11 protein-coding genes and 1 pseudogene are annotated in these 16535 nt (G+C 40.9%); all 12 read right to left on the reverse strand.

The genetic code is table 11. From position 1 onward, the window contains the following. Positions 1 to 4: 4 nt before the first annotated feature. The 12 genes and pseudogenes from RMZ43_RS18800 to RMZ43_RS18855 all read right to left on the reverse strand — a co-directional run bounded on the left by RMZ43_RS18800 (position 5) and on the right by RMZ43_RS18855 (position 16449). Positions 5 to 2863 (reverse strand): AAA-like domain-containing protein, encoded by a 2859-nt coding sequence (locus tag RMZ43_RS18800; RefSeq protein ID WP_322655960.1) that lies wholly within the window; start codon positions 2861 to 2863, stop codon positions 5 to 7. After that, positions 2851 to 3966, reverse strand: a complete 1116-nt coding sequence (locus tag RMZ43_RS18805) for a VWA domain-containing protein (RefSeq protein ID WP_322655959.1) — start codon at positions 3964 to 3966, stop codon at positions 2851 to 2853. The genes RMZ43_RS18800 and RMZ43_RS18805 overlap by 13 nt, the downstream gene beginning before the upstream one ends. Next, positions 3956 to 4870, reverse strand: a complete 915-nt coding sequence (locus RMZ43_RS18810; protein ID WP_322655958.1) for an AAA family ATPase — start codon at positions 4868 to 4870, stop codon at positions 3956 to 3958. Before RMZ43_RS18810 ends, RMZ43_RS18805 begins: the two co-directional genes overlap by 11 nt. Then, entirely contained in the window at positions 4858 to 6051 is a 1194-nt protein-coding gene (locus tag RMZ43_RS18815; protein WP_322655957.1) for an XRE family transcriptional regulator, read from the reverse strand. Before RMZ43_RS18815 ends, RMZ43_RS18810 begins: the two co-directional genes overlap by 13 nt. Continuing rightward, positions 6052 to 6381 (reverse strand): WD40 repeat domain-containing protein, encoded by a 330-nt coding sequence (locus tag RMZ43_RS18820; protein WP_428850896.1) that lies wholly within the window; start codon positions 6379 to 6381, stop codon positions 6052 to 6054. Next, positions 6364 to 6546: pseudogene (locus RMZ43_RS18825) on the reverse strand (hypothetical protein); the annotation flags it as partial. The gene RMZ43_RS18820 and the pseudogene RMZ43_RS18825, both read right to left, overlap by 18 nt. Beyond that, a complete protein-coding gene (locus RMZ43_RS18830) occupies positions 6543 to 6914 on the reverse strand; it encodes a hypothetical protein (protein WP_322655955.1) in 372 nt (123 codons plus the stop codon). The gene RMZ43_RS18830 and the pseudogene RMZ43_RS18825, both read right to left, overlap by 4 nt. Positions 6915 to 6961: 47 nt before the next feature. Further along, positions 6962 to 8212 (reverse strand): hypothetical protein, encoded by a 1251-nt coding sequence (locus RMZ43_RS18835; RefSeq protein ID WP_322655954.1) that lies wholly within the window; start codon positions 8210 to 8212, stop codon positions 6962 to 6964. A gap of 150 nt (positions 8213 to 8362) precedes the next feature. Next, positions 8363 to 9532, reverse strand: a complete 1170-nt coding sequence (locus RMZ43_RS18840; protein WP_322655953.1) for a hypothetical protein — start codon at positions 9530 to 9532, stop codon at positions 8363 to 8365. 170 nt (positions 9533 to 9702) lie between these two features. After that, entirely contained in the window at positions 9703 to 10770 is a 1068-nt protein-coding gene (locus tag RMZ43_RS18845; RefSeq protein WP_322655952.1) for a trypsin-like peptidase domain-containing protein, read from the reverse strand. Between the two features lie 163 nt (positions 10771 to 10933). Then, entirely contained in the window at positions 10934 to 13720 is a 2787-nt protein-coding gene (locus tag RMZ43_RS18850; protein WP_322655951.1) for a hypothetical protein, read from the reverse strand. Further along, positions 13720 to 16449, reverse strand: coding sequence for a caspase family protein (locus tag RMZ43_RS18855; RefSeq protein WP_322655950.1), 2730 nt, complete (start codon positions 16447 to 16449; stop codon positions 13720 to 13722). Before RMZ43_RS18855 ends, RMZ43_RS18850 begins: the two co-directional genes overlap by 1 nt. Positions 16450 to 16535 lie beyond the last annotated feature (86 nt).

The raw sequence follows: 16535 nt of genomic DNA on the forward strand, positions 1-16535 counted from the left end.
TTTACTAAAAATCTGCTTTCCCTAACTCTCTTTCAACCCAAGCTTGATTAAACACAAGCTCGTAAATACGGTTAAAAACTCTTAGCTTACCCTGCTGTTTAACTACTAAACCCGATAATTGCAATTCCATTTGCTCAGGACTATCATCTGCTGTAATTTCTCCCTGCTGTAAAATCTGCTGATATAGTCTTAGCAACTTACTAACACTCTGCTTATCCCAACAAATCCGACGATGTATCGTCCGCAAATGCTCAGGTTCATCCTGCTTTTCCCAGTTTTCGATAATGCGCGATCGCACGGTTTTCTGCACCCTCTGCGCTTCACTCCCTGCGGGAATAGGAGATTTGGAATTTTCGATAAGTTGACATAGCTTTTGGGTAAGAAATGGTTGCCCACCTGTCCAAAACAACACTTCTCTGAGGACGGCTTCGCGGTTGACTACCTTTTCCTCTAAGCCTTGTGCTAGAATTCGGGCTTCATTGAAATCAAAGCCATTAAGTTCAATGATTCGACCAATATTAAACGGGCTACGTTTGGTATCTCGAATCAAATCTGTGGGAGTTGCTACCCCCATTATGGCAAAGTTTAGCCGTTTATATTCTGCTTTCTCAGCACGCTGATTGTAGCAGTTACGAATAAATGTAAAGAAATCATCAGTTGAAAAATTTAATCCAAAGATACTATCGATTTCATCAATAAAAATGACAATAGATTGTGGAATCTCCGCAAGCAGTACTTTTTCGATAAAGTTAGCCAACTGTTGTACTGGCGGTAGAGAACTTTGATCGCTCCACCAAACATCGAAATCAAACCTTTCATCAATGGCGAAAGAGTCTGCAATACTGTAAATCAAACCTGCGTACCATTGCTCTGGAGTAATATCACTACCGCCAACCATAGTAAGGTCAATACCAGCACAGGCGATACCTTCTGCTTGCAGCTTTTTCATTATTCGCACCCGCAAGCTGGATCTTCCCATCTGCCGTGAACCTAGTACATAGCAAAACTTTCCTGCCTTTAATCCCTCATAAATTTCTTGATCTGCTTGCCTTGTTACATAGCTAAAAGCTTCAGAAGGCAAAGTTCCCCCAACTCTGTAGTAAACGTCTAACTTCTCACGAAAATATAGACGGTACAAATCATTCTGAGAAGTAACATTGTTACCTTGCACAGATACTAAGCCCATACTGCTTAACTGCAACGTTTGCATTGGCTTTAATCTTACTGGGCTGGTTCTAGTAACTACCTGCCTGAAAGCTTCAACTAATTCTGGGCGCTGTCTTAAACTTGATAAACATTCTCGCAGATAATCGCCGTAAGGCCCGTTGTCTGTGGGTGCTGTTTGCAAAAATACATTTAGTGTACTATTTTGCCTTGCAATAGTATTAAGCGCCACCGTTACCAAATAGGGATGTCCTCCCACCAAACTCATTAGCTGCTCAACTTGTGTATAACTCCAATCGAGTCCATATCGTCTCGACAAATCAAGCACCTGCTCGCGGCTAAACTCCGGCAATTCAATTGACAAACCAACATTAGTTAACGGCGATGTATTAACATCTTGTGGGATATCTTCTATGGAATGCGCCACTACTAACCGAAGTTTCTTCCAAATATCCTCATGCTTTCCTTGCTCATTCCAAGCACGTAACAATGACAAAAAATTAGTGGCGATTTTAAAGTGTTGGAAGACTAAATCGACTTCATCCAATACTAAAACTATCGGACTGTTTATTTTTGATAGCACGTAATTTTCAAAGTAATAGGTACAGTTCCAGTTGCTACCAAATCTTTGCTGCCAATAATCCTCTAACTTATTCGGTAATCCCAGTTGCTCACCAACCCTGATACAGAACCACCGCAAAAACCGATCTAAATCTGCAAAAAGTGTCTCATCAGCTTGTTGAAAATTCAACATTACAGTCTGGTAGCCTTGCTGCGCTGCGTAATCAATAATCCGCAGAATCAATGAAGTTTTACCCATTTTCTGAGGCGCTTTGATCCGAATTAGAGTACCAGGCTGCAAAATGTTCTCGTAACAACTTTCTTCGATGGGGGGTCGTTCTACATAAAAGGCAGAATTAGCTCTCAATTCAACATAGTTTATTTCCTGTTGAGAAGCCTCATTTTCATTGTTACCTATAATAGGTATATTCAATTTTTCTTGTGGAATATCTAAATTAACTCCAGCAATTTGAACTTGATGACCCTGTATCAGCAACTTGCTAAATTGAGATGCTGCGCTCTTCTGATTACCACGAACTAAAGCTGCCATCCCATCTGTGTAGATAAGTAAAGGCTCAAATTTAGCCTTTAACAAAGGTTCTGCAAAAGACTCTACTAAAGAACAAAGGCGCAACACCTCCCCCGTATCCTCTTGCTTCACCCTTCGACTGAGTGCCTGTGCCAACTCCCGCGCCGCCTCATCCGGCTTAGTATATGCCAACGCTGTCCACTCCTGAGCCTCCCGCAAATCCCACGTATCTGCGTCATCATCAGTCAGTCGCTGCGCCACATAATCCAGCAAAAACTCCCCCAACTCATCAAACCTTTCTTGCCCAAACTCCTCCTTCAGTTCTCGCAACAATAAATTTCGGTCAGCAATATCCATTTCATACATCTCATAACCCACTTGCCGACACAACCGCGACAGCAGCACATGAGCAACCGCAGTCCAAGGGGCTTCAGGGACAAAGTTTGCCCAAATTTGGTAGAGTAAATCAGGCGTAAGTACTAAAGGAAACGCCGCATGACGAGCCAAGTTGCGGTGTGCTTCCCCAAATTGCTGGGCAAATCCTTCAATCCGTCGGTGGGCAATTCTCATGACACGGCTTTGGTTAATGTCTGCGGTCACATCAGCCATGAGTACATCACCTCCCCAGCTATATATCGACCTCGCAACACACTAATTGCCGCACTCATCCCCTGCGGACTCATCTCAAACATCGGCACGAAACGGGCAATCTCTCCAGCAGTAGTTTGTCGCCAGCATTCAGTAGGCATGGGGTTGAGCCAAGCGAAATAACGCACCGACTGCTGTAACTGCTCAATCCACACTCTAGTATTATCAACTCGTTCAGAGTCCAAGTTCCCGCGTGCTGCTCCAGCATCGCTAATAATTAATACTGCCGCTCGTTCGCCAATTTCCTCCAACACTTCAGAAACAGCCTTGGCATCAAGCATCGCTGGATGACGGTACAAGTATTCATCTGGGTAGTCGTGAAAATAAAATACATTAGTTGTTCTCAATCGTCCTCCCCGTTCTGCTGTTTCCACCAACTGCCGCGATAAATCGTGAAATGGCACCATTGAGCCTTCCTGGTCAATTAGTAACACCAAATCAGTGCGATTTGTACGCGGTGGCATCAGTACAGGTTGGAGTAAAGTACCCTCACGCCCAATTTTTGCTACCGTCGCTTCAATATCTAACTCTGTGGCTACTCCTTGGCGCACTGGACGACGTAGGTAACGCCAGCATTGCTTCATTTGTCGTTTGGTAACGGGAAAATACTCTGTCAAAAGCATATAGCGGGGGCGTTTTATCTCCCTATCCCCGCGACTACTCCGCACAGCTTGGACTGCTTGTACTGGTTCTGGGATAATAGTGGGAGTTGTCTCTAAATCAGGCAATGGCTCATCAATTGAAGGTGTTTCAACTGGGGGAACCTGTAAATCTTCCCGTGTAGGTTTGGAAATATTATTTTCTGTGCTTTTATCTTCCTTCCTTGATTCTGCTGGAGAATGTCGCCACATCTGCTCAAATAACCGACGAATCAGGCGATTTTCCTCCTCAGACTTTGCCCATAACATACAGCAAAGCTGCTTTAATTCCTGTTTATTGCTAATTCCAAAACCTGCTTCTAAACTACGTGCAACCACTAGATATTCTTCAACCCCCAACGGCAAACCATGCCGCGATCGCAGGCTGTTAAAAATATCCAGCAGTGGTAGTTCTTCAAGTTTCATACTTCAAATACCGCAGATGGTCTTCCCATTTCTTGAACAGAACTTCTGGAAAAGGTATTTCTCCCTCTAACTGCTTTAATACCTCATCTTCAGGAAATTGCCGCAACACTGCAAACCAATCCAACAACTCACTGGTGCTAACCTTTTTACCAGCTTTCCCCTTCTCCATTTTCTGCCGCAATTCGCTAAAACGCTTCACCGCAGCTTCCACCAAATCAGAGGAAGATTCCAAAAAATGTGACTTGACAATCTTAGCTAACTGTGGATAAGGAAACTGAATATAGTAAAACAAACACCGCCGCAGGAAAGCATCAGGTAAATCCTTTTCATCGTTGCTGGTAACGAAGACAATGGGAGAGTAATTTGCTTTGACTTCTTCCCCCTTTTCTTCAATCGTAAATTTCTGTTCATCTAACTCTCGCAATAAATCATTGGGAAAGTCAATATCAGCTTTATCTATTTCATCAATTAGCACTACAGTGCGTCGTTCATTTCTAAACGCACGTCCCAAAGGCCCCAATTTAATATAATTATCTAAATTCTCAACTTTAGAATTCTTTGCTTCCCCCATGCGAGCCAGTTGAGCATCATGCAAACGACCAACAGCATCGTAGGTATAAAGTCCATCCCTCGCCCTGGTTGTAGACTTAATATACCAGGCTTCGTAGGGTAAACCCAATTCGTGAGCGATCGCCTGCGCTAAAGTGGTTTTACCGCATCCCGGTTCACCTTTGAGCAATAAGGGGCGTTTTTCTAAGAAAATAGCAAGGTTAACTGCTTTAATAAGTTCTGAAGATGGCAAGTAAGGAGAAAGCCCATACTTTTGACACTCTTGAGGTGAAATTGGCTTGCCAGCATAATATTGCTTACCATTGGCGGTGAGTACACTTGCTAAATCAACCATTTCGCCAAGCCTCCTTCCCAACTCAAATCAAAGTGCGTGCAAATTTCTTCATAGACAAATTGAGGAATGCCGTTATCGGACTTTTCCCATAATCGCTGATAAGTTAAATCAGCAGGGATCTGCAAATCACGAAAGACTTTCATATCCCTTAGCCAATCTTTTAAGATATCGGGTGGAAATGGACTAAGGGGTGGTAAGTAGAGGGGAATTCGGGGATATTCCGGTTCATCAAATTCCTTTGCTAGCATGACTTGTGATTTACAAACACTGCCACAATTATCAACTAGGAACATCAACAAATGCGTATCCTTCAGTGGTGGATTGAGCTTTCCCCTATCTACTAGCGGTTCCCAAAACTCCTGAAGCCAGCCTACAAGAACCTTTGGCGGCATACAGTCAATTTTTTCAAAGATGAGAATGACATCTTGAGTCTGCCAGCGATCACAAATTTTATCGATAATATGTTCTGGTTTAGTATCTAGGGGCAGTACAAAGGAACGAGCTAGTTGTTTCCACAAGCGTTCAGTACTCCGGTAAGCCGCATTATTGGTAACATCGTTTTTAATTGGAGAGTTATTCTTCCATGCTGATTTGATCCGGAATAAACGAGTAACCAGTAATTCTTGTCCACAGTCAGGTTCCCCGTGAACCAGGAATGCAGCTGTTCGATGTTGTTCCAATACATCTTCCACTAACCGCACCTGCTGTTTAAAGTCTATTTGCAGCAGTAAATCAAACAGTAAATGTGGTGGTGTAGAAATAGTTTGGGTTGCTGCTGGCGGTAGAAATTCTACAATCAGTGCATCGATAGTGGCTTGGACATCAATGCCCACATCTTCACGAATTACCTTTAGTAACGCACAAATTGCTGGTTTCCCTGGAGTAACTTCACCAAATTCCACCAGTTTGACGAACATATCCACGATAAACGAATCAGTAGTTAAACTCCAATCCAGACGGTTTAACACAGACGCACCAACCAACGCCCTTGTTAAATGTCCTCGACGCTCGTCCTTATTCTCCATCAGAGGTCTGAGCAGAGGCAATAACTTGTTTATTAAATCGCTACCTATTGCCATCAGTTCACTAGCACTGGAAAGGGGTGTATATGCCTGGGAAGTTTGGTTTATCTTGCCTGTATTACTTTTATCATCTTTGAAATTAAACAGATATACGTACAATTAGGAAGATACACCCCAAATCCTAATTTTGGAATCATCAGTACCACTAACTAAAATTTTGGCATGAGGACTGAAAACAAGACAATTTACCAGACTTTGAGGTTCAAGAGTCTGTATCAGTTCTCCCGTTTGATAATTCCAAATTCGGATTGTATTATCTTCGCCTCCACTGGCGATAATTTTTGCTGTTGAACTAAACGCGATCGCATTCACAGAATCTTTGTGTCCAGTAAGAATACGTATTTCCTCTCCAGTACTTGTGTTCCATAGCTTGATTGGTGGATTAGAAACACCATTATCACCAACACTTGTACCTCCACTAGCAATGATTTGTCCATCAGGGCTAATAGCAACTGACCGAATTGACCCTACCGAACGGTCGAACCAAGATACCATCGAACCAAAAAAGTCGGAAGGGCGATTTAGGGTACGTATTCTCTCCCCATTGCGCCAATTCCAAATCATTATTGCACCATCAATCCCACCGCTCACTAAAAATCGCCCATCACGGCTAAAGGTGACACAAGAAGTTCATCAACTTGCTTTTTCTGTTCTGTTAATTCTTTTTTAATTTGTTGCAGTAGTTCATCTATGCTTACCTTTACGTCTTCTCCCACATCTTCACGAATCGCTTCCAACAAAGCACATGCAGGTTTAGCAGCAGTTGTTTCACTTAATGCTACCAGTTCCCTCAACATATCTGTGATGAAATCATCCACAGGCTGATTGAATACCAAGCGATTTAATACAGGTGTATTCATGCCTAGTGATCGCATTAAATATCCTTTACGCTGGCTTTCGCTTTGCATAAATGGTCTAAGTAGGTGCAATAATTTTTGGATGATGTCGCTACTGATCGCCATTAGTTACTATTTCGACAAACAGGCTTAAATTTTACTTATATTTTGTATCATAATGATTCTTTTATTGGGCTTAAGACCACACGAATAAATTCATCTAATACGTCTGTATGATTCACTTGGACAAAAAGTTGTGCATTTGAAGGCACTGTCCATCCAATCTCTACTAAAAAACGTGTAAAGTCTGAATTTTTTTCTATAGGTGATGCCATATTGAACATCAGCCGCGCACCATCATTCCATCCTGCTTCTGCTGTATTAAAAAGCTTACGGGGATGGATAATATCCTGATCTGTCACAAAGCATGAAATGATATGAACTCCAGTAGTTTTCAGTGCTTGAGCTACCCACATAGGGTTGCCATCAGTAGGTATCCCATCGGATATGATAAACAGGATTGGTATTGTGTCTTTTGGTAAGTCGCGTAATTCTTTCTCAAAACGAGATTTAACAGCTTTTAACGCACTTTGCATAGGTGTATTCCCATAAATTAGAGATTCGATATCTTCTAGTTCATCCTCCCTGCTGTTAAGTAAATCTACAACTTTTTCTAATGGCATAGTTGTATTACCGCGTTCACTTAATTCTTTATTGCCTACTTCACGAATGATGATTTTACGCACCTCGTCATCAGAAGCGTTAGCAAATTCTCTCGCTAAGGACTCTGCCTTATTCAGGTTATTGCGGTTTCCTGTAGGATCAACCGCATTTGCTATGTAATTACCAAGACCTGGTATAGTTTTTTCTGCCCAATAGCCTGAGCCAGATATTCCTGCCTCTATAAAGTTTTTTGGGAGAAACTTGGCGATATGCTTTGCAATCTGTGGATATTTATGCAACCTTTCTGCAAGACGTTGAGCTTCTTTACTTCTAGGTAGAGCTTTCATGATCCAAGTTTTAAATCCAGGAATATCCTGTATTCCATTCTTTTTAGCAATATCTTCTAGCTCTCCATAGGGATCGCTGTATGTGCGCTGGGATGTATTTGCTTTATTTGTTTGGTTAAACGCCATTTCCTGTCCAAATTTTATTAGAGTTAGTAGGTCGCAATAATCCATATCTTCCAGGCCAAAAGCATATGCAAAAACATCAATTGAAGCACCGTTACCTTTTTCTTTATTAATTTCAATTTCTTTTTTAGCTTCCTGTGATAATTGTTTTAATGACTCTCGAAACCCATCAAAACGATTTTCATTTTTACTCTTTTCATTACGAATACTTTTTTGCATTGAGCCAGAAACATCGACGGCAAAACCGACAAATACGTATTTATTTTTTTGAGAAGAGATTGCAGTCTTCATAATATATGTATCATTTTTTAGATAAATTAATCTTGATCAATGACATTAAGTTAATTCAATTATCTGTGACAAACAAGCTTAAAAAACTTATTCTATTTTTTAAGCACTTACTTATGGTCCTCCTCATATAAATGTAAAGTTTATATAGACTCACTTTATCTTCAGTAGTGGGCTGATAATCACCTCTGAAAACTCTGACAAAAACTCAGAATTATTGATTTGAGCAAAAAGGTGTCCGTTTAGTTGTATCTCCCAACCAAATTCTTTAAGATAAGAGTAAAATGGCGATTTTTTTTCAGCAATTGATGCACACTCAAACATGAGTATTGCTCCCTCATCCCAACTTTCAAGAGGTACTTCATAAAGGCACCGTGAATCTATAACATTTTTATCTGTTACGTAACAAGAAATTATGATTACTCCCTGTTCCCTCAAGCGTTTAGCGATATTAGTAACCTCTTCTTTTGAGGCATCCGTTGGTATCCCATCAGAAATAACAAAGAGAATCGGTTCATTGTAGGAAAGCGGTTTTGCTCTTTCTGTTTTTAACAGATTTTCAGCTTTTTGAAAAGCTTCAAGCATAGGAGTATCACCAAACATTTTTCCAGCCATGTTATTGATATTTTGTTCATACTGTTCCCAGTGTTCTACCAACCGATCAATTGTAACTGTAGAGTCGTATGTGTCTGGTAGAGAAAGGAGGTCACGAACTTTTTCTCCTGAATCATTCTGCAAAAGCAAAGACCAAAGATTCCCAAAACCAAAACCCAGCGCAAAAAGCTTCAGAACAGGAAGAGTTTTACCAGTTGATTTGTCCTTGGATAATTCCTTCGCACGGTTAACTAACTTATGAAGAGCTTTCTGAAAACCTTCAAAGCGATTTTGTTCCTTATCAGAACTATTTTGGATAGAAGAGCTCATTGTCCATGAAACATCTACCATGATACCGACTAGAAGAGGATTATCAGGTGTGGGACTATTTACAATATGTTGAATGTTATCGATTAAGTCCATCTCTTGCCTAATCTGTTGCAGCAGTTCATCTATCCTTACCTTTACGTCTTCGCCCACTTCTTCACGAACCACTTCCAATAATGCACAAATAGCAGGTTGGCCTGGGGCAATTTCTCCGAACGCGATTAATTTATCCAACAAATTGGGAATGAAATCATTAGTAGGCGTATTTAATGCGAGATTATGTAACACAGGTGTACCTGTACCCAATGCCCTAATTAAATACCCCCGACGCTGGTTTTCATTCTCCATCAGGGGTCTAAGCAAAGGTAATAATTTTTGCATTGATTCGCTGTTAATTGCCATACGGCTATCTATCGCTACCCAGAGAGTTATGTATGTATATATACATAATAAGAGAATACACTCATTTTTGCTTGTATTGCTTTTCTAATCTCCAAAATAAGGATAGATACACGCGAAACCTTTACAATACCAGCATTGTTTGGGTTGATTGTTACAGTCGTTTATTGTAACTACTTTGCTAAACGAGTATGAATTTCCGGTGCGTTGTTTTTCAAGTCATTTAAAACAGCGATCGCACTCGTTCCTGCATTACGTAAATACCTTTGTTGGGTATTTGGTTCTACTAACATACCACCGCTATGGTGAATACCAACCACCTGAAAATCATCATTGAAAACAGGCGACCCCGATGAACCTGGTTCTGTACTAGTAGTATATTGCAACACTTGATTATCGGCGTAAGCAACAAAGTTATTCTGTATGGAGATTTTCTTCAAATGACCGCCAGGATGCTGAATAATTGCTACGCGGTCATCTCGACGCATTAATTTACTTTTGAAGATTAAGGGTTTGCCAAAGTCGGGTACTTCTTTGAGGGTTACTACTGTATAGTCCAGTTCTTCATTAGTGTAAAAAGCACCATCCGGTAAAGCCCCAATAATCTGTGTTGGGCATTCTTTACCGTTGATATCCAGTTGATAGTTGAAGCTAAAATTACTTTTTTCCGCTACTTCCTGAGTTTTAATGACGTGATTGTTCGTCATTAGTAAATTAGGTGCGATCATAAACCCTGTACCCGCACCTTTAGGAGTAGCAATACGCACCACAGCTTTTGATGCTTCCAGAGCCAGGTTTAAAATGTAAATGTGGCGTAGGGTATCTTCCCCAATAATTTTTTCCTGTATGTCAACTATACTGTCAGTTCCGCGCCAAGAATCAATAGAGCGACTGCGAGTACTGGCAACATCTAGGAGAGGATATGTTTGAAATAAGCCCAGAATAAAGTCTTTATCATCACTATCGCCGATATAGTTCTGAATATGGTTGAGGAAAACTGCCAAGGCTTCTTTACCGTAAGCAACCTGTCCAAACTGCGACAAAAAGCTTACTATCCTCACAGAGAAACTCATGGGGCTACCTTCCCAATCTAGCCGCGCTAGTATTATGTCTGCTTTCGGATCTCCTCCAAAAGCTCCTGTAAGAAAATCTCGGCGACCGCGTACATCAGCAAAATCGGGTAAATTTTGAACTACACGGGTGAGGCGTTGGAAGTCAGGTTGCGATAGCTGAATAGTCAATGTCTTTACTCCTATAGCAAGTTCAATAATATTTAAATATTTAGTCCCGTTAGTTATAATTCTGTGATTGCATGGATAATTTTCGCTATATCTACAGCAAGTACCAGTGGAAGTAGAATTGACTGTTTCCTCTGCTTGGGGTTGAATCTTACCTATGGGGAGTTCAAGCTGAACTTCCTCGCCCTTCTAACTTCTGTCGAAGTATACTTGCAAGGGGAATACCAGCTTCCAACAATTGATACACCAGATTAGAATACCGTTCTAGGATTGCCTTATCATTACGAATCTGTTGCTCAAAGCCATTCCAAATACGGTTTAATAATTCGGCTGTCCGTCTTCCATTCCCACGCTGTTCACTCCAAAGTTCATGAACCGCTATATTCGAGCATAGATTTAACCATTCGAGTGTTGGTTCTGGTGCAAACTGCCTGCCAATACCATTGAGCATTGTAAGAAGATGGCTATAAGCGTAAGGATTATGACCAGCTACGCTAACCCACTTGTCAAAAATATCAATAAAAAGGTGGGCGTGCTGCCAATCATCCTTAATACGAGAACTACCATGCTGGGTAAAGATGATCAGTTGTAAAACTTCCCCAGTATCCCGATCAAGGTAGTCATAACTGGTTTCTCTAGTAATTTCTGGACTATCCAATACCCAGTTGCAAATTTCTTTCCAAGTTTCTAAAGCTTGTGCGGTTGGCCCCTCAACGTAAGCGATTTGATGACTGATATATCCATCCAGAAGATCGGCTGTCAGTTCTGGAATCTGAGACCAATTGTCTCGCAATGGTATCAAAATGTGCTGACGAGTTTCCTCAACACTTAGCGATTGTGCTAAACATGCTGCCCAATTAAAAATAAAAGGATTCCACATATAGGGCTTATGAGACTGGGAATAACCTTTATCTTCCACTGGCAAGTTGTCTACAATTGTTCGAGCTATTAAATCGTCACAAAGCTGAATTAATTTGTCTTTTGTATTGGAGTCTCGACACAGTTCTGTAAGTGGCAAAGCATAAAGTCCATATTTAGTTTTATCGTGAACAAAAACAATATTTTTTGCTGTGGGAATTCTAGGAAACTCAGGTATTTCATCTTTTGCTAAATAATCAAAGTGATTCTGAATTACATTGTCTTCCCAAGTCTTTAGCTCCTCAAAGCCGGTTTCAAATTGCCCAACACGAGTTCCATAGTAAAGTTGGCCAGGAATTACAGATAGCGAGAGACAAAGGCTCAAAGCGTTCCAGCACAATACTGGGTCAACATTCCAGGCATTTTGTAGACCGCCAAATACTGCTTTTACCACTTCTCCAGCATCGGAAATACGCCTTAGTGACTCACTTATTAACTGGAGAATCTGCTGCCGTACTTCAGTATCTGCTACACCATGAGTAGCCAATAAAGCTAAACCTCGCCCAGCATAAACTTTCACGCTAGATGGTGACATAGCATACATGGATGCTTTAGGCATACGAGCAGCCGCAAGTAAAATAGCACGGCTCCATTCCAAATGATTCTGTGTTCTTGACCACTCAAAATCTGCAATGAGAATAGCTGCGGCAACACCAACTATTGCTTTCAAACGAGTAACAGAAGCATGAATATCTTCTTGCTCCATTTCTGCAAAGTCTTCAGATGTTTGTAATTCCTTAGCTGCGCTAACAGCCTCTTTTAAAGTCATTCTCTCATGTGCTTTACCATTTTTTATAGTCTCTTCTGCCCATAGGTACACACCAAGCCAACGTTCCAATTCAACGTTAGCTTTAAGAAGCTTCTCATTGCGTTTTCTAATTTCTTCGGGTCGCTCAACCCAGATGTGCCAATATTCACCTACTTGCTGTTGCCGATAATTTTCTCTCCTCCCAAATACTTGATAGTTTTCCATCTTGTCTCTAAGAGCAGCCACAGCGTTTGGGTCTGTTTTTTCTTGTTGATAACGAAAGGGTAGGTTTTCTGTAAATTGCTCAACAGCTTGCTCGAATGTAACTCTTAAAAAGTCATCACTCGACAAAACATAGTACATTGCTAAACCTCTAATCTCCCGTGATCGCTGCGGTCTTTTATTTCGCCTTTCCAGAACCTCATAATATAATTTCTTGCTCTCATTCCATTCCCATTCCTTAAAGCCATCCCATGAATTGGTGCTGTCATAAGCTAGACGACTTATGTCCATTTCCCAAATGTCGGGACAGCTTGCAATTGGCAACGCTACTTTTAAGCACTTTTCAGGATAAGCAAGTGCCATACTTAAGCAAATACCTAGTACAGCAACAGAATTGCTCCCACACAACACCTTCTCAAAAAGAGTTTCAACATCTCTACCTGCTTCAATCTGTCTCTCCATCCACTCTTCTAATGCCATCAAGGCAGAAATCACTGGATATGGACCAACAGTTGTTCCTCGAAACCAGCAATAAACTTGAGTATCACCCCAAAATTCACGGTAACCAGAGGGTAAGTTAATAGTGACTGGTAAAGGAGTCAATTTAGATCGGTCAAATTCTTCTCGCTGTTTATACTCATGCCATTTTTCTGATGCCGCATTGGTGAGAACATGGACTAGCCGCAGTCCTTCATCCTCATTATTAAGTAAGAGAGAGAAGAATGGTCCTTGAACAGGTGCAGGCGGGATGAAATTCAAGATATCGTTTATACCAAAGTTTCTATCTTCTAGTGAGCTAGTTATTCTTCTAGGAATATGAGGGTGATTTTTCGGTTTAACTGGCTTTTGGATTAACACACTGATTACAAAATCAACAAATCCTCTGGGAATTGAATCGACAAGAGGCTTAAAGTCTTGAATTTTAGAAATTACCTCTTCTTTTGTTTCGTCATTCTCAGACTTAGCAAGTTCGCTGAGATAAGTTTCCACTTGCTCTGGCAGAACATCTGCTGAGTACAGGATTATTCTATGTAAACTGGTTTCATATTCGTGATATTTCGACATTACCAACCTCTGCTTGCTTCTTGTTCCTTAAGCCATGCGCTCGCTATTTCACCAATTTCCTTTCGATAAATTGAGCCTGTTGGTGACTTGACTTGCCAAATCTCCATTAGCTTGACAACTTCTGGACGAAGGTTAGTAGGTAAATCATTGATCCGTTTTAGCAGCCAACCCATGAAAGGTTGCCAAACTGACCATCTTGGGATGGGGTCGCTCATTAAAATCGGCATCACGCGATCGCTTGACTTTAGCTCTGCTTCTGTAAATAAAAACATTAGTGAAAAGTTCGGCATTACTTCCAATGTACGTACCGCAACCAGTAACTCAATAAGCCGTCGTGCATTATCAGCTATAAGTAGCGGTTCAGCTTTATCAAGCAATTCGCTGGAACGTGGAGATACTAGAGGTGCAGTCAGTAATGCTTGCCGCCATCTAGGAGAAAGTTCCGAAGCTTGTTCAATTTGTTCAATCAAGTTTATCCAAGATTCAGATGTGGCATGATTTTCCAGGAGAGAGACTCCCACTAACTGAACAGATCTTAATAAACCGAAAGGTTCACCCAACTCCTTGAGGTAAGCAGGCAGTTTGTCTCGATATTCATTTAGTACACGAAGCATAACCCAGTCCTCAAGCAAGTCATGACCAAAGCGAAACAATCGCCGATCAGGATCTTGAATAAGAATCCGATCTTGTTTTAGAGAAACAACTGCTTCTGGATAAGCATTTTCAATGCGGAGTCGAGTTCCGGGAGATTTAACAGCCTTTTCACCTAGACTTATAAGTATTTGCTCTCTACCTTCACCAACAATAAGATTTTGGCCAATGACAACTCTTGACCACCACACATTACTTACTTCAATTTCCGTAGCAATAGGTGGTAAGTCTTCTGGATTTGGAAGCATACGTGGGTCTTCCAGAAGCCTCAACATCAATGGATTCTTAAGAATAGGCGAAAGCTGACTAAGAGATAGTAGTGGTTTGAGTCGAGGAATATGTTCAACGACACTTTGGAGTTCTGCTTGGGTTAACTCTGGTACTTGCAACCTTGTCGGCTCTCCTAGTGCTTGCCAGTTAAGCCATTTGTAAACTTCCCGAAGATTTTCTTCCTGTGCCGTGAATATAACTGTCCAATGCCGAGAACCCTCTTCACTGAGTGGAACTTCCGCTAACCTATAAAACAAATCTTTTACAACAGCTTGTTTACCTGTCTCACCAATGCGATCAATTCCATCAATGAAAATAGTTGGTTGGGTATTTCTGCTTAATGCTAAAAGTAGTTTATTTAACGGCTGTTGAATTTGTAATGAGCCAGCATAATTACTCCAACTTGTCCCAGTAATACGATCTCCTGAAAGGACTAAGACCTGACCTTTTTTTCGTTGATACTCAACAAGAGTTTTCAATAAAGCTGACTTACCAACTCCAGATGAGCCAACTATTTCGATTAACGATGCTTCTGAAATTAATTTTTGAGCGTTAGCAATTAAATCAGTTCGGGGGAGATTGAAACCACCAATATTTATTAGTATATTTTCTAGTACGTAATCTGATTCTTGCTGCAACTTTTGAAGATCAGATGAACAGTCAGAGAGAGCAATCTTAATTTCTTTAAAAGTAGATAAATTAAATTGGTCAATAACTTTATTGATACGTTCTTTTACCTCTGTCCCTACCTGTGATTTCGCATGTTCTAAAACCGCATAAAAAGCTTGTTCTCCACCAATATTTACTAACTGATCCAGCATAAGGGGTGCAAAAGTTGCTACAGAACCACTCCAATCAATATGTTGTAAGACAGGTGCATCAGTACCCAAAGCTAAAACTAAAAATGAATGGCGGTCTCTCTCATTTTCCAAAAAAGGTTGCAGCAAATTTACTAACTCATTGATAGTGTTAGATTCTAATTTAAGATTTTGAGAGTTTTTCATACTAGGCTGATTTTGTAAAAGATGTTTAGCTCTTCCTTGAATCAGCTTAATAACTTCTCCGTGGTTGCTAATTAGTGAGGATTGGGGAATTTTAACTAAATCGTAATATCTTTGTAGGTTCTGCTCAACTGAAACTGCTAGCGTCCGGTTTGTGATCCACTCATCTTCTGAAACTTGATCTGGGTTAAGTCCTGCTAAAATAGCACCTGTAAGCACCCCATGTTTACCATCTAACTGCTGATAGGCAACTTCATAGTCACGGGATGCAGCAATCAAAAAGCGATCGCACCCCGAACTATGTCTTCCCAGTTCGGTATCTTTGAAGTTGAGTAATTCCCCACTAAAACAGCAATCTAACCAAATAACCTGCTGTTGTACTTGACTTTGCTGCAAAATATCCCACAACTCTCGCAGCGATAAACCCCATAAGTTTTTGCTAGGGCTAGCATCACTAGTTGCTAAAAAACCTTGCGTTAAACTTTGTCTTAATTGCTTTCGCAGCCCATGTCCAGCGAAAAATAACAACGCCGTCTCTGGAGGCTTCCCACTTTCTGGGAGAAATAAATCGAGGATTGCTGCTTCTAATTCTTCTGTCTTAACTAGTTTATCTGGTTCAACCTGCAATTTCCCATCTATATTGCTGGCTGGAAAGCGCTTGACTCGAAAATTCCCGTGGGTTTCTAAAAGTTGAGCGATCGCTTCCGCATCAGTTGCAGGGGTTGTAAGATGCTTGTAGTTACCTGTTGCTGAATCTTTGAGGAAAGGATACTTGTTGATACCTACTACCAAAGCATCTCGGCTCATGTGGACAATGTGAAAATAAGTATTTGGGCTGAATGTGTAGATTATAACTAAAGTGAAGCAGTGTTGTTTTCTGAAACTTACTGTGC

Origin of the sequence: Nostoc sp. CmiVER01 (genome assembly GCF_034531135.2) — a bacterium.
Classification (GTDB): domain Bacteria; phylum Cyanobacteriota; class Cyanobacteriia; order Cyanobacteriales; family Nostocaceae; genus Nostoc.

Excerpts from the sequence above, each read along its gene's own strand:
- RMZ43_RS18800 (WP_322655960.1), bottom strand. The coding sequence starts at position 2,863 with ATGGCTGATGTGACCGCAGACATTAACCAAAGCCGTGTCATGAGAATT.
- RMZ43_RS18805 (WP_322655959.1), bottom strand. The coding sequence starts at position 3,966 with ATGAAACTTGAAGAACTACCACTGCTGGATATTTTTAACAGCCTGCGA.
- RMZ43_RS18810 (WP_322655958.1), bottom strand. The coding sequence starts at position 4,870 with ATGGTTGATTTAGCAAGTGTACTCACCGCCAATGGTAAGCAATATTAT.
- RMZ43_RS18830 (WP_322655955.1), bottom strand. The coding sequence starts at position 6,914 with ATGGCGATCAGTAGCGACATCATCCAAAAATTATTGCACCTACTTAGA.
- RMZ43_RS18835 (WP_322655954.1), bottom strand. The coding sequence starts at position 8,212 with ATGAAGACTGCAATCTCTTCTCAAAAAAATAAATACGTATTTGTCGGT.
- RMZ43_RS18840 (WP_322655953.1), bottom strand. The coding sequence starts at position 9,532 with ATGGCAATTAACAGCGAATCAATGCAAAAATTATTACCTTTGCTTAGA.
- RMZ43_RS18850 (WP_322655951.1), bottom strand. The coding sequence starts at position 13,720 with ATGTCGAAATATCACGAATATGAAACCAGTTTACATAGAATAATCCTG.
- RMZ43_RS18855 (WP_322655950.1), bottom strand. The coding sequence starts at position 16,449 with ATGAGCCGAGATGCTTTGGTAGTAGGTATCAACAAGTATCCTTTCCTC.